Origin of the sequence: Pseudomonas tohonis (assembly GCF_012767755.2) — a bacterium.
GTDB classification, from domain to species: domain Bacteria; phylum Pseudomonadota; class Gammaproteobacteria; order Pseudomonadales; family Pseudomonadaceae; genus Metapseudomonas; species Metapseudomonas tohonis.
Map to the genome: position 1 here is coordinate 5674479 of NZ_AP023189.1, position 13810 is coordinate 5688288.

Consider the following 13810-nt stretch of genomic DNA (forward strand, 5'->3'; position numbering starts at 1 on the left):
CTTCTATCACATACCCAAATTTTTAAAGAACGGTTCTGGCGCAAAGACCAGAAATCAATGCCATTCTCAAGGCACTCATTTCTGAGCTTTCAGCGATTTCAGAGTGGATGGTGGAGCCAAGGAGGATCGAACTCCTGACCTCCTGCGTGCAAAGCAGGCGCTCTCCCAGCTGAGCTATGGCCCCTCGAAGACCTGCCACGCCCATGACAATTGGTGGGTCTGGGCAGATTCGAACTGCCGACCTCACCCTTATCAGGGGTGCGCTCTAACCAACTGAGCTACAGACCCAATCGTCTTACTCTCGGGTCTAACAACCCAATCGCTTTTCGCAAGTGAATCAAGCAATTCGTGTGGGAGCTTATGAAGAAGCTGATGTCTTCGATTAAGGAGGTGATCCAGCCGCAGGTTCCCCTACGGCTACCTTGTTACGACTTCACCCCAGTCATGAATCACTCCGTGGTAACCGTCCCCCTTGCGGTTAGACTAGCTACTTCTGGAGCAACCCACTCCCATGGTGTGACGGGCGGTGTGTACAAGGCCCGGGAACGTATTCACCGTGACATTCTGATTCACGATTACTAGCGATTCCGACTTCACGCAGTCGAGTTGCAGACTGCGATCCGGACTACGATCGGTTTTATGGGATTAGCTCCACCTCGCGGCTTGGCAACCCTTTGTACCGACCATTGTAGCACGTGTGTAGCCCTGGCCGTAAGGGCCATGATGACTTGACGTCATCCCCACCTTCCTCCGGTTTGTCACCGGCAGTCTCCTTAGAGTGCCCACCATAACGTGCTGGTAACTAAGGACAAGGGTTGCGCTCGTTACGGGACTTAACCCAACATCTCACGACACGAGCTGACGACAGCCATGCAGCACCTGTGTCTGAGTTCCCGAAGGCACCAATCCATCTCTGGAAAGTTCTCAGCATGTCAAGGCCAGGTAAGGTTCTTCGCGTTGCTTCGAATTAAACCACATGCTCCACCGCTTGTGCGGGCCCCCGTCAATTCATTTGAGTTTTAACCTTGCGGCCGTACTCCCCAGGCGGTCGACTTATCGCGTTAGCTGCGCCACTAAGATCTCAAGGATCCCAACGGCTAGTCGACATCGTTTACGGCGTGGACTACCAGGGTATCTAATCCTGTTTGCTCCCCACGCTTTCGCACCTCAGTGTCAGTATCAGTCCAGGTGGTCGCCTTCGCCACTGGTGTTCCTTCCTATATCTACGCATTTCACCGCTACACAGGAAATTCCACCACCCTCTACCGTACTCTAGCTCAGTAGTTTTGGATGCAGTTCCCAGGTTGAGCCCGGGGCTTTCACATCCAACTTGCTGAACCACCTACGCGCGCTTTACGCCCAGTAATTCCGATTAACGCTTGCACCCTTCGTATTACCGCGGCTGCTGGCACGAAGTTAGCCGGTGCTTATTCTGTCGGTAACGTCAAAACAGCAAGGTATTAGCTTACTGCCCTTCCTCCCAACTTAAAGTGCTTTACAATCCGAAGACCTTCTTCACACACGCGGCATGGCTGGATCAGGCTTTCGCCCATTGTCCAATATTCCCCACTGCTGCCTCCCGTAGGAGTCTGGACCGTGTCTCAGTTCCAGTGTGACTGATCATCCTCTCAGACCAGTTACGGATCGTCGCCTTGGTGAGCCTTTACCTCACCAACTAGCTAATCCGACCTAGGCTCATCTGATAGCGCAAGGCCCGAAGGTCCCCTGCTTTCTCCCGTAGGACGTATGCGGTATTAGCGTTCCTTTCGAAACGTTGTCCCCCACTACCAGGCAGATTCCTAGGCATTACTCACCCGTCCGCCGCTGAATCATGGAGCAAGCTCCACTCATCCGCTCGACTTGCATGTGTTAGGCCTGCCGCCAGCGTTCAATCTGAGCCATGATCAAACTCTTCAGTTCAATACTGCTTGGGTTTTGAGAAAACCCTAAACCTGGCTCAGCAATCGCAAATAAACTCTCGAATTCACGAGTGTTACTTGTGTTGCTGATAATCAGTCGACTATCAGTCTTACATCACAAGCACCCACACGAATTGCTTGATTCAAGTTGTTAAAGAGCAATTTCGATCAAGTCTTTCGTCTCAACCGAGGCCGCGCATTCTACAGCAGCCTTTCTTTCTGTCAAGCTGTTTTTCGAAGAATTTTTTCTTTCTACTCAACAACTTGCGCTTCAGTGATTCTTTCGCTTCACATCAGCGGGAGGCGAATTCTACAGCGTTCAAACTCGCTGTCAACACCTCTTTTTCAGTTTCTTCCGGAGTCATCCGAGCGAAACTGGCGATGCCTTAACCAGCCTGGCACCACCCTTCCACCGCACCGATCAAACCTTGGCCTGACCACCCTCCAATTACTTAACCTTTTGATTTACAAGAGATTTTTCTTGGATTCCGCTGTGGAAGTGGTGCGCATTATAGGGATACGAAACGGCACGTCAACACTTTATTGAAATCTTTTCGTCATCTTGTCTGTAGGGCCCGAGAACAGGCGCGGAAGCCTCCTCGAAACCATCGGCATCCGAAGCGCCAGGAGAATACCTCCAGCGATTGCATAGCCGGCCCATTCCGCCATGTCCGCGCGTACGACCCAAAGCATATGCAGCAAGGCCAGCCCAAGGATCGGATAAATGAGCCGATGCAATAGCTTCCAGCGCTTGCCAAGTCGACGAATGCTGAAGCGGTTCGACGTCACGGCCAGCGTAAGCAACATTGTGAAGGCCAGTGCACCGACAATAACGTAGGGGCGCTTGCTCAGATCCTTCGTCAACTGACCCAGGTCCAGCCCAAGCAGAAACACCGCGTAGGCACTGATATGTAGAACTGCATAGGTAAAGCACCAAAGCCCCAACTGCCGGCGCACTGCAATCCAGCCGCCCCACCCCGTCAGTTTCTGCAACGGGGTCATACCTAGCGTGATGAATAGCAGCCAAAGCGCCCCCAGACCAAGTTGATCGACCAGAGCCTTCCCCGGATCAGGCCCCAGATCGAAGATCCAGGCTTGGTAAAGCCACAGGGAAGGCGGAACCATCGCCGACAGGAAAACCACGACACGCCACAACCGATAACGCATCAGTAGAACTTCCGAAGGTCGAGACCGCTATACAGAGGTGCGACCTCGTCATAGCCATTGAACATGCGTGTCGGGATCACATTGGGGCTGAACAGGCCACTGGGGAGGCGACGCTCATGCGCCTGGCTCCAACGGGGATGGTCCACTTCCGGATTCACGTTGGAATAGAAGCCGTATTCGTCAGGGGCGATAGTCTCCCAGGTTGTCTTGGGCTGATCGGCCACAAGACTGATGCGCACGATGGACTTGATGCTCTTGAACCCATACTTCCAGGGCACGACAAGACGCAGGGGCGCACCGTTCTGGTTGGGCAAGACCCGCCCATACATGCCCACGGCTATAAAGGTGAGGGGATGCATCGCTTCATCCATGCGCAGCCCTTCCATATAAGGCCAATCGATCAGCGAGAACCCGGAGCGCACGCCGGCCATTTCCTCTGGAGCCAAGCGCGTCTCGAAGCGCACGAACTTCGCATTCCCGGTCGGCTCCACGAGCCGCAGCAGTTCGGCCAGGGGAAAGCCCAGCCAGGGAATGACCATCGACCACCCCTCCACACAACGCAGCCGGTATATACGCTCCTCCAACTGATGGGGCTTAACCAGGTCTTCTATCGAGTAGGTGCCAGGCTTGCCGACCTCGCCATCGATCTTCACCTGCCAGGGCTCGACCTTGAGCTTGTCGGCATAGCGGGCCGGGTCCCCCTTGTTGGTACCGAACTCATAGAAGTTGTTGTAGTGGGTCGCATCCTTGAACGGCGTCACCGCCTCGCCTGCAGCAGTCATGGCTTGCCAGCGCGCATCCTGCAACTTGCCCGTGAACCAGTCAGGTGCAGCCGCAGGCTCTACATCGGCATAGGCTGATGTAGAGCCTGCGGCATTGACGGGCAGGGATGACAGCACAGCGGCAGCACCAGCTCCCGCCATGAAGGTCCGGCGAGACAGGTAGATGGCTTCAGGAGTGACTTCGTCCTCGCGAGAAGAGGACGCGGCGGGAATTCGGATCAGCATGACGGCTCCACAGTTACGGCATGGGTTGCCCAATAGACTGCGGAGCCGTGCGGAAATTACATCACTCGACGCGTTGGCGGCGACGCAGTTGCAGCAAGTATTGCACCGGGCCGGACGCTGCGTAAGCGAGGAAGATCAGCAACAGGATACGCGGCGGATCACTGAAGACCACTGCGAACGCCAGCACCACGACCAGGATGGCCACGAACGGTACGCGCCCCTTCAGGTCCAGGTCCTTGAAGCTGTAGTACTTGACGTTGCTGACCATCAACATGCCTGCGGCCGCTACCAGCAGCGCAACGATGAAAGACATGTTCGAACCCTTGATGCCGAAGTCGCTGAACGCCCATACGGTTCCCGCAACCACTCCAGCGGCAGCCGGACTGGCCAGCCCGATGAAATAGCGTTTGTCGGCCTTGCCGATCTGGGTGTTGAAACGCGCGAGGCGCAGCGCGGCCCCGGCCACATAGATGAATGCCACGGTCAAACCTACGCTGTTGAGCCCGCTCAAGGCCCACTCGAACGCCAGCAGAGCCGGGGCAACGCCGAAGGCGACCATGTCGGAGAGCGAGTCGTACTCGGCACCGAAGGCGCTCTGGGTGTTGGTCAGGCGCGCGACACGACCATCGAGGCTATCGAGCACCATGGCAACGAAAATGGTGGCTGCAGCGACCGAGAAGTTGCCGTTCATGGCGTTGATGATCGCGTAGAAACCGGCAAACAGGTTCGCGGTGGTGAACAGGTTGGGCAGCAGGTAGATGCCACGATGACGGACCTTTCGCCCTTCATCATCGTGCCCCTCTTCGACATGCTCGTCGATCGGCAGCAGGCTTTCGGCGTCAGGAGCCTCGTTCGGCTCTTCGGGACGGTCACTCATGAACGACATCCTTGCGGGGTATGCGAATGAATTTGACCGGGATGCAACTGGCAGGTTCGCGTCACGTCCCCGGTGATCAGGCTTTATACCAGAAGCGGGAGCGCCATGAAAAAACGCGGCCGTAGCCGCGTTTTTTCTCGAGCGTCGAAGACCTCAGTTCTTGGTCTTGTCGACGATCTTGTTGGCGGAGATCCACGGCATCATCGCTCGCAGACGCTCGCCAACCTGCTCGATCGGGTGAGCAGCGTTGTTGCGGCGGTAGGCGGTCATCGACGCGTAGTTCGAAGCACCTTCCTGAATGAACATCTTCGCGTACTCGCCGTCCTGGATGCGCTTCAGAGCGTTGCGCATGGCCTGACGGGACTCGGCGTTGATGACTTCCGGGCCGGTCACGTACTCACCGTACTCGGCGTTGTTGGAGATCGAGTAGTTCATGTTGGCGATACCGCCTTCGTACATGAGGTCGACGATCAGTTTCAGCTCGTGCAGGCACTCGAAGTAGGCCATTTCCGGCGCATAGCCAGCTTCGACTAGGGTTTCGAAACCGGCTTTCACCAACTCGACGCAACCACCGCAGAGAACGGCTTGCTCACCGAACAGGTCGGTTTCGGTCTCGTCCTTGAAGGTGGTTTCGATGATGCCGGTACGGCCGCCGCCAACGCCGCAGGCGTAGGACAGGGCGACGTTCTTGGCATTGCCGGAAGCGTCCTGGTAGATGGCGACCAGGTCAGGGATACCGCCGCCCTTGACGAATTCGGAACGTACGGTGTGGCCCGGGGCCTTCGGCGCAATCATGATCACGTCGAGGTCGGCACGCGGTACGACCTGGTTGTAGTGGATGGCAAAGCCGTGAGCGAAGGCCAGGGTGGCGCCTTTCTTCAGGTTCGGCTCGACTTCTTCCTTGTACAGCTTGGACTGGAATTCGTCGGGGGTCAGGATCATGACCAGGTCAGCGGCGGCAACGGCTTCCGGCACGCTCTTCACGGTCAGGCCATGGGCCTGGGCCTTGGCGACGGTGGCGGAGCCCGGACGCAGGCCGACGGTCACGTCGACACCGGAATCCTTCAGGTTGCAGGCATGAGCGTGACCCTGGGAGCCGTAGCCGATGATGGCTACTTTCTTGCCCTGGATGATCGAGAGGTCACAGTCTTTGTCGTAATAAACTTTCATGTTCCTGGCTCTTCTAAAACGAAAGGGATGGGTGCGCACACCGCGACGGAGCCACATTAAGCGATCCGTCCCATTGCGTAAAATGATATATTCGCAACGTCATGTGCCGATATTCGAAACACTCATGGACAGCCACGCACTCAGGCTATTTCTTTCATTGGCAGACAACCTGCACTTCGGCAAGACCAGCCGCGAGCAGCACGTCAGCCCCTCCGCGCTCAGCCGAAGCATCAAGCAACTCGAAGACGAGGTCGGCGCGCCGCTGTTCGTTCGCGACAATCGCTCGGTCCAACTGACCCGCGAAGGGCAACAGTTCCGCGAATACGCGAGTGAAGTACTCAGCGGCTGGCAAGCCATCCGCCAGCGCTTCATGCAGGATCAGGCCGACCTGCACGGCGAGCTCTCCCTGTATTGCTCGGTGACCGCAAGCTACAGCTTCCTCTACGACATCCTCAGCAGCTTCCGCCAGGACTACCCTCGCATCGAAATGAAGCTGCACACCGGCGACCCCGCAAAGGCGGTCGAGCGGGTGCAACAGGGGCTGGAGGACCTCGCCATCGGCGCCCGCCCCGATAACCTGCCAGCCGGCGTCGACTTCCAGTCGATCACCCGCTCGGAACTGCGCTTCATCGGCCCCCAATCTCCTCAATTACTGACGGAGGAGCAGCTGAAGGAGCCCACGGCGCAGAGCTGGAAAGACGTGCCGATGATCCTCTCGGAAGAAGGCCTGGCGCGTACCCGCACCGAGCGCTGGCTGAAAAGCCACAGCATCAAGCCGCGGATCTATGCGCAAGTGGCCGGCAACGAAGCCATCGTCAGCATGGTGAGCCTGGGGTTCGGCATCGGCGTGGTTCCGCAGATCGTGCTCGACAACAGCCCCCTGACAGCGCGCATCCGCATCTATGACATCCAGCCGCCACTGACCGCCTATGACATCGGCCTGTTCGCCCTGGAAAAGCGCCTGAAGGACCCACTGATCGCAGCCTTCTGGAATCGCCGCCAGTAACCCAGGCAATAAAAAACCCCGCACCAGGCGGGGTTTTCACTGGGCAGCAATCAGATGCTCAGCACCTTGTCGCCCCGGGCGATGCCGGTCACGCCACTGCGTACGGTCTCGAGGATCGATGCAGTGCCAATCGCCTGGATGAAGCTGTCCAGCTTGTCGGAGGTACCGGCCAGCTGGATGGTGTAGACGCTACTGGTCACATCGACGATCTGCCCACGGAAGATGTCGGTGGTGCGCTTGACCTCGGCGCGCTGGGCGCCGGTGGCCTTCACTTTCACCAGCATCAGTTCACGCTCGATGTGAGCGCTCTCCGACAGGTTCACCAGTTTGACCACTTCGATCAGCTTGTTGAGGTTCTTGGTGATCTGCTCGATCACCTCGTCCTGGCCAACGGTGGTCAGCGTCAGACGCGACAGGGTCGGATCCTCGGTGGGCGCGACGGTCAGGCTTTCGATGTTGTAGTTGCGTTGGGAGAACAGGCCGACGACACGGGACAGCGCACCGGGTTCGTTCTCCAGCAACAGGGAAATGATGTGTCGCATGTTCAGGTCCGCTCCGTCTTGCTCAGCCACATATCGCGCATGGCGCCATCCCGGATCTGCATCGGGTAGACGTGTTCGCTCGGATCGACCTGGATATCGAGGAACACCAGGCGATTCTTCAGCGCGAACGCTTCTTCCATCTTCGGCTTCAGATCCTTCAGGTCGGTGATGCGCATGCCAACGTGGCCATAGGCTTCAACCAGCTTGACGAAGTCCGGCAGCGACTCCATGTAGGAGTGCGAATAACGGCTGTTGTACTGCATGTCCTGCCATTGGCGGACCATGCCCAACGCGCCGTTGTTGAGGTTGACGATCTTCACCGGCAAGTCGTACTGCAGGCAGGTGGACAGCTCCTGGATGTTCATCTGGATGCTGCCTTCACCGGTCACGCACGCCACGTCGGCATCCGGGAAGTTGAGCTTCACGCCCATGGCGGCGGGGAAGCCGAAGCCCATGGTGCCGAGGCCGCCGGAGTTGATCCAGCGATTGGGCTTGTTGAAGCGGTAGTACTGCGCGGCGAACATCTGGTGCTGGCCCACGTCGGACGCCACGTAAGCATCGCCCTTGGTGACTTCGCACAGCGTCTCGATGACGGTTTGCGGCTTGATGATGCTGCCGTCGCCCATTTCATAGGGGAACAGGCCACGATCACCGCGCCATTCCTCGATCTGCTTCCACCAGCTGGCGACAGTCTCCTTGTTCGGGGTCTCGCCGATTTCCTTGAGGATGGCGACCATCTCGGTGAGAACGCTGTCCACCGGCCCTACGATCGGGATGTCGGCCTTGATGGTCTTGGAGATCGAAGCCGGGTCGATATCGATGTGGATGATCTTGGCGTTCGGGCAGAACTTGCTCGCGCCGTTGATCACGCGATCGTCGAAACGTGCGCCTACAGCCAGGATCACGTCGGCGTGGTGCATCGCCAGGTTGGCGGTGTAGCTGCCGTGCATGCCGAGCATGCCGACGAACTGGCGATCCATCCCAGGATAGGCACCGAGGCCCATCAGCGTATTGGTCACCGGCACATTGAGCATCTTGGCCAGTTCGGTCAGCGGCTCGGAAGCACCGCCCATGATCACGCCGCCACCGGCGTACAGGATCGGACGCTTGGCAGCCAGCAGCATCTCGGCCGCCTTGCGAATCTGGCCGGAGTGACCGCGAACGGCGGGACTGTAGGAGCGCAGCTTGACCTTCTTCGGGTAGCTGTACTCGAACTTCTGGGTCGGATCGCCCATGTCCTTGGGAATATCGACCACGACCGGGCCGGGGCGGCCGGATTGGGCGAGATAGAAGGCCTTCTTGATCACTTCGGGGATTTCCGAAGGATGCTTGATGATGAAGCTGTGCTTCACGATCGGACGGGAGATACCGACCATGTCGGTTTCCTGGAAGGCGTCTGTGCCCACCATGCCGCTCGGCACCTGGCCGGACAGCACGACCATGGGGATGGAGTCCATGTAGGCAGTGGCGATGCCGGTGATGGCGTTGGTCGCGCCAGGGCCGGAAGTCACCAGCACCACGCCGGGCTTGCCGGTGGCACGCGCGTAGCCGTCGGCCATGTGGGTAGCAGCCTGCTCGTGGCGCACCAGGATATGGGTGACGTCACTTTCCTTGAACAGGGCATCGTAGATATGCAGGAGGGCACCACCCGGGTACCCGTAGATGTACTTAACGCCTTCGTCACGCAACGAGCGGACGACCATTTCAGCGCCAGATAAAAGCTCCACGTTGATCACCTCTATAACGCCAGTAAACCGCCCGCGACCGGACGGCCTGAATAGGTTTGCTTGCAAGTAGTCACGTGAACGACGGGTAGTCGGACTACGTCAGCTACTGACTGAGCAAGCATCGGGGCGGCCCCTGAGAGTTGTTGCGGGGCTTTCCCACCCAGCGCGAGGTAACGCGTTGCGGGTGTAACAGGTCGGCGCGGGTATGCACCTCATCGACTATGGCAGCTACCGACTTGCGGCCGGCCCACTGACACAGCGAACCGTGGATTCTTCGGATTGGAGAGGGACAAGTCAAGCAATCCGTGCGTGTTTCTTCGATCACGGGGCTGTGACACGCAGCAGGATGACGATAGGCGGGTTTTGGTTATAGTAATTGCCAGGTCACGATCGATCACAAGGAAATAGCATGCGTCGCATCATTCTCACGGGCAGCCTGCTGCTCGCCCTGGGCAGTTCCGCCATGGCCAGCCAGGTCTACAAATGGGTGGACGCGCAGGGTGTCACCCACTTCGGTGCCCAGCCGCCGCAGGGCCAGGACGCCAAGTCGATCAGCACCGGCACTGCGCAACCCAAGGAAGTGAAACCCAGTTTCGAGAACCCCTACCCCGTCCAGCCGAAGGCCGAGGAAAAGGCCGAGCCCGCCAAGCCGGCCGCCCCGGCGAACGCCGGCAGCGACGAGAAACAGAAGGCCATCGACGAGAAGGTCAAGGCCGACGTCGCCAAGCAGGAAGCCGAGCGCAAGAAGTACTGCGACACCACGCGCACCAATCTCGCGCAGCTGCAGAACAACCCGCGCCTGCGAGTAGAGGAAGGGGGCCAAATACGTCGCCTGTCCGAGGAAGAGCGGCAGGCCAAGATCGCTGAAGCCAAGAAGGCGATAGACGAAAACTGCAACTGACCGAAGATTGCTGCGGCGCACCCAACGCCGCAGCGACACCTCATCCGATCAAACGATCGAACTCACCCAGCGCATCCAGCAACGAACGCACCTCGACGGGGCGCTCGCGATAGGCCATCTCGGCCATGGGGCGAATGCCCGACGCTTGCGGCAGATCACGCCCCGACTCCAGGATGAGCTTCATCCGCGGCAGGAAAATCCACTGCAGCCACTGCTCGAAGGCCAGCGTATCGACGCAGAACGGCTCCTGGCTGGAAAGCGCCTCCTCGCTCGGAGGCACCTCCGCCCACCAACCGAGCACACGCAACTCACGCTCGATCAGCAGCAATTGATCGGCCACATCGGAAAGGCGCGGATCCATCAGGAACTGACCTTGGCCCGCTGGCGTGCCTGGGCGGCACCTGACGGATCGCCCTGGCGCTCACGGGACTTGGCGACCAGCTCCCACAGGCCAGCCTGCAATGCAGGGCGACCATTCGAAAGGCTGAGACCACGGCGGGCAAGCTGCTCGGCCTGGGCGGCATCACCCTGGGCCAGGCGCACCTCGGCGAGGCGATAGAGCACCTGCGGCTCACGAGGCGCGATGCGCTGGGCACGCTCCAGGCTGGAAGAGGCACCGTTGAGATCACCGCCACTCTGCTGTTGCTGGGCGGTGGTCAGCAACGCCAGGACCGGGCCATCCAGTTGCTCGTCGGCCGCGAGGCTGCCGCTGCTGGGGATACCGCTCGGCGCGGAGGGCATGCTGTAGCTGCCGGTGGAAAGCGGCGCGGAACTCGAAGCCCCCGGAATGATCGGGCCGGGCGTGATGGGGCCGGTGCTGATCGAACCGCTGATGGGCGCGCTGGGGGCGGGCATCGCCTGGGCGGAACTGCCACTGGCACCCGGCACCATCACCACCACGCCAGCATCCTGGGCGTCGTACTGCGGCTGCTGTGCGGCGACCGGGGCACGGTATCCGCCGCCGGCGCCCTCTTCCTGTTCGGACATCGGGCCACCGGAATCGACCACCGGAATGGCGTTTCGCTGGGGAGTCGCACAGCCGGTCAGCATGACCGCAACGGTCAGGACAGGAATCCACCCTTTATTCACATCAGATCCTCTTGGTTCATTGCATCCAGCCACGGACCCAGTCCATCACCGAGTCCACTGGCGCACCCATTCCACATGGCTGGCCCGGCGCCGGCTCGCTGCCGCGAATATACGGCATCTGCACCGCACCCGGGCAGCTGGAATCCGAGCCCTGGCCACTGTGCGGATCGATCCACGCCTGCACCACGTTATCCGGCATCGGCATGTCCAGGGGCAGCGGATCGGCCTTGCGCATGAAGCTCGTCCACACCTGCAACGCACCGGTGGCGCCGGTGAGCGGCGTCTTGCCATTGTCGTCACGGCCGAGCCATACGACAGCCAGCAGATCCTGGCTGAAGCCGGCGAACCAGCTGTCACGGGAATCGTTGGTGGTCCCGGTCTTCCCGGCCAGGTTCAGCGAGCTGGGCAGCTGGGTATACACCGAGCGCCCGGTCCCCTCGCGCATTACCCGCTGCATGGCGTTCTGCACCAGGTAAATGGCGCCCGGATCGAAGCGCTGCTGGATCTGGAAGGGGTAGCGCTTGAGCGGCTCGCCTTCGGCGGTCAGCACACTGCGAATCCCGCGCAAGGGCGTATTGAACCCCCCGCTGGCCAGCGTCTGGTACATGGTCGCCACTTCCATCGGGCTCAGCGCACCAGCACCGAGCAGCATCGACGGGAAGGCCGGCCACTCGCGTGAAACACCCAGCCGTTCGAGGGTTTTGAGCACGTTCGGCACGCCCAGTTCCAGACCCAGTTTGGCGGTCGACAGGTTGTAGGAGTTGGCGAGCCCCTGATACAGGTAGATGCTGCCGTGCGCCTGGCGGTCATAGTTCTGCGGCGTCCACACCTGGCCGTCCTGCCCCTTCACCGAGAAGGGCTCGTCCTGCACCCAGCTGGTCAGCGTGTACTGGCTGGGGCGCTCCAGGGCGGTGAGATACACCGCGGGCTTGACCAGCGAACCGATCGGGCGCACGGCGTCGATCGCGCGGTTGAAGCCGGCGAAGCGCGGCTGACGACTGCCCACCAGCGCCTGGACCTCACCCGTTTCCGGGTTGCTCACCACCATCGCGGACTCGACCTCCTCGACCCCCTTGCGGCCAGCCAGGCGCTTGAACGTCTCGTCGAGCGCGGATTCGGCCTTCAGCTGCAGGATCGGGTCGAAGCTGGTGAAGATGCGCAGCCCCTCTTCGGTGAGGTCTTCATCGCGGTAATCCTGGCGCAGCTGGCGCTTGACCAGGTCGAGGAACGCGGGGAACGAGCTGTCCGCCAGGCTGCCGCGCTGGGTCACGCCCAGCGGCTTGGCCTTGGCCTCGGCCGCCTCTTCCGGCGTGACGATGCCCTGTTCGGCGAGCAGGTCCAGCACCAGGTTGCGGCGCTCCAGCGCGCGCTCGGGATTACGACGCGGGTTGTACTGGGACGGCCCCTTGACCATGCCCACCAGCAGCGCGACCTGATGCAGCTTCAGCTCGGACAGCGGCTGGCTGAAGAAGTACTGGCTGGCGAGCCCGAAGCCGTGCACGGCGCGCTGGCCGTCCTGGCCGAGGAACACCTCGTTGAGGTAGGCCTCGAGGATCTCGCGCTTGTCGTAGTGCAGCTCCAGCAGCACCGCCATCATGGCTTCGGTGGCCTTGCGGCTGATGCTGCGTTCGTTGGTCAGGTAGAAGTTCTTCACCAACTGCTGGGTCAGGGTACTGCCGCCCTGGCGCAGCTGGCCGGCAGTGGCGTTGACCCAGATGGCACGGGCGATGGACTTGAGCGAGACACCCCAATGGTTGAAGAACTCGCGATCCTCCACCGCCACCAGCGTCTCCACCAGGTAGGCAGGGACCTGGTCCAGCTTGATCAGCACACGGTCCTCGTGGTGGGCGGGGTAGAGACCGCCGATCAGCAACGGCTCGAGGCGTGCCACGGCCAGGTTGCCACCGTTGGCCTGGGTCAGGCCGGCCACGTAGTCACCGGAGAAGCGCACCTTGATCCGCTGCGCAGGCTCGGGGCCTTCGTAGAACTGGAAGCCACGGGTGTTGAGTTCCACGGCGCTGCCCGCAACGGACGCCGAACCCGGGCCATTGGCGGCGCTTTCACGGCGGTAGCCCAGCGCATCGAGTTCCTTGAGGAAATCATCCTTGGCCAGCTTCAGGCCCACGAACAATTCCAGCGGCCGTGCATAGACCTTGGCCGGAACCGTCCAGCGCTTGCCGGAGAATTTCTCCTGGACGATGGCATCCAGGTAGATGGCGAATCCCGCCAGCACCACCAGCCCCACGAGGCCGAGCTTCAAGCCCCAGCCAAATAGGGTACGGAGGCCGCTGGAGCGGGGCTTTTTACGGGAGCGGGGGGATCGGGAACGGGTCATGGCGGCGCATTATACGCACTTTGTCCACAGCCAGAAGGCGCCTCCTGACGGTTTGCAGAGTGGTGCACAG

11 protein-coding genes, 2 tRNA genes and 1 rRNA gene are annotated in these 13810 nt (G+C 60.3%); 2 read left to right on the plus strand and 12 right to left on the minus strand.

From position 1 onward, the window contains the following. Positions 1–108: 108 nt before the first annotated feature. The 7 genes from HSX14_RS26135 to ilvC form a co-directional block, all read right to left on the minus strand. Positions 109–184 (minus strand) — tRNA-Ala (locus tag HSX14_RS26135). A 27-nt stretch (positions 185–211) separates the two neighbouring features. Continuing rightward, positions 212–288 (minus strand) — tRNA-Ile (locus HSX14_RS26140). Positions 289–383: 95 nt separating this feature from the next. Continuing rightward, positions 384–1920: ribosomal RNA gene (locus tag HSX14_RS26145) — 16S ribosomal RNA — on the minus strand. Between the two features lie 539 nt (positions 1921–2459). Further along, positions 2460–3086: a protein-methionine-sulfoxide reductase heme-binding subunit MsrQ gene (gene msrQ, locus HSX14_RS26150; RefSeq protein ID WP_173179244.1), complete on the minus strand. Its 627-nt coding sequence runs from the start codon at positions 3084–3086 to the stop codon at positions 2460–2462. Next, positions 3086–4093: a protein-methionine-sulfoxide reductase catalytic subunit MsrP gene (gene msrP, locus HSX14_RS26155; protein WP_173179242.1), complete on the minus strand. Its 1008-nt coding sequence runs from the start codon at positions 4091–4093 to the stop codon at positions 3086–3088. The genes msrQ and msrP overlap by 1 nt, the downstream gene beginning before the upstream one ends. A 61-nt stretch (positions 4094–4154) precedes the next feature. Continuing rightward, entirely contained in the window at positions 4155–4970 is an 816-nt protein-coding gene (gene pssA, locus HSX14_RS26160) for a CDP-diacylglycerol--serine O-phosphatidyltransferase (protein WP_173179240.1), read from the minus strand. Positions 4971–5123: 153 nt separating this feature from the next. Continuing rightward, positions 5124–6140: a ketol-acid reductoisomerase gene (ilvC, locus tag HSX14_RS26165; RefSeq protein ID WP_016494721.1), complete on the minus strand. Its 1017-nt coding sequence runs from the start codon at positions 6138–6140 to the stop codon at positions 5124–5126. A gap of 124 nt (positions 6141–6264) precedes the next feature. Between ilvC and ilvY the strand changes: the two genes are divergently transcribed. Next, a complete protein-coding gene (gene ilvY / locus HSX14_RS26170; protein WP_173179238.1) occupies positions 6265–7146 on the plus strand; it encodes an HTH-type transcriptional activator IlvY in 882 nt (293 codons plus the stop codon). A 50-nt stretch (positions 7147–7196) separates the two neighbouring features. Here ilvY and ilvN read toward each other — a convergent pair whose 3' ends face one another. Continuing rightward, the gene (gene ilvN, locus HSX14_RS26175) at positions 7197–7688 is read right to left on the minus strand and encodes an acetolactate synthase small subunit (RefSeq protein WP_173179236.1); all 492 of its coding nucleotides are present in this window, start codon (positions 7686–7688) and stop codon (positions 7197–7199) included. Positions 7689–7690: 2 nt separating this feature from the next. Further along, entirely contained in the window at positions 7691–9415 is a 1725-nt protein-coding gene (locus HSX14_RS26180; RefSeq protein ID WP_173179235.1) for an acetolactate synthase 3 large subunit, read from the minus strand. A gap of 409 nt (positions 9416–9824) precedes the next feature. Between HSX14_RS26180 and HSX14_RS26185 the strand changes: the two genes are divergently transcribed. Further along, entirely contained in the window at positions 9825–10316 is a 492-nt protein-coding gene (locus tag HSX14_RS26185; RefSeq protein WP_173179233.1) for a DUF4124 domain-containing protein, read from the plus strand. 40 nt (positions 10317–10356) lie between these two features. Here the strand turns inward: HSX14_RS26185 and HSX14_RS26190 are convergent, their stop codons facing one another. Genes HSX14_RS26190 through mrcB form a run of 3 tightly spaced genes read right to left on the minus strand, consistent with a single transcriptional unit; the run spans position 10357 to position 13740 of the window. Beyond that, positions 10357–10677, minus strand: a complete 321-nt coding sequence (locus HSX14_RS26190) for a YqcC family protein (RefSeq protein WP_173179232.1) — start codon at positions 10675–10677, stop codon at positions 10357–10359. After that, positions 10677–11405 (minus strand): tetratricopeptide repeat protein, encoded by a 729-nt coding sequence (locus HSX14_RS26195; RefSeq protein WP_173179230.1) that lies wholly within the window; start codon positions 11403–11405, stop codon positions 10677–10679. The genes HSX14_RS26190 and HSX14_RS26195 overlap by 1 nt, the downstream gene beginning before the upstream one ends. Before the next feature lie 16 nt (positions 11406–11421). After that, entirely contained in the window at positions 11422–13740 is a 2319-nt protein-coding gene (mrcB, locus tag HSX14_RS26200) for a penicillin-binding protein 1B (RefSeq protein ID WP_173179228.1), read from the minus strand. Positions 13741–13810 lie beyond the last annotated feature (70 nt).

Excerpts from the sequence above, each read along its gene's own strand:
- msrQ (WP_173179244.1), bottom strand. The coding sequence starts at position 3,086 with ATGCGTTATCGGTTGTGGCGTGTCGTGGTTTTCCTGTCGGCGATGGTT.
- msrP (WP_173179242.1), bottom strand. The coding sequence starts at position 4,093 with ATGCTGATCCGAATTCCCGCCGCGTCCTCTTCTCGCGAGGACGAAGTC.
- pssA (WP_173179240.1), bottom strand. The coding sequence starts at position 4,970 with ATGAGTGACCGTCCCGAAGAGCCGAACGAGGCTCCTGACGCCGAAAGC.
- ilvC (WP_016494721.1), bottom strand. The coding sequence starts at position 6,140 with ATGAAAGTTTATTACGACAAAGACTGTGACCTCTCGATCATCCAGGGC.
- ilvY (WP_173179238.1), top strand. The coding sequence starts at position 6,265 with ATGGACAGCCACGCACTCAGGCTATTTCTTTCATTGGCAGACAACCTG.
- ilvN (WP_173179236.1), bottom strand. The coding sequence starts at position 7,688 with ATGCGACACATCATTTCCCTGTTGCTGGAGAACGAACCCGGTGCGCTG.
- HSX14_RS26185 (WP_173179233.1), top strand. The coding sequence starts at position 9,825 with ATGCGTCGCATCATTCTCACGGGCAGCCTGCTGCTCGCCCTGGGCAGT.
- HSX14_RS26190 (WP_173179232.1), bottom strand. The coding sequence starts at position 10,677 with ATGGATCCGCGCCTTTCCGATGTGGCCGATCAATTGCTGCTGATCGAG.
- mrcB (WP_173179228.1), bottom strand. The coding sequence starts at position 13,740 with ATGACCCGTTCCCGATCCCCCCGCTCCCGTAAAAAGCCCCGCTCCAGC.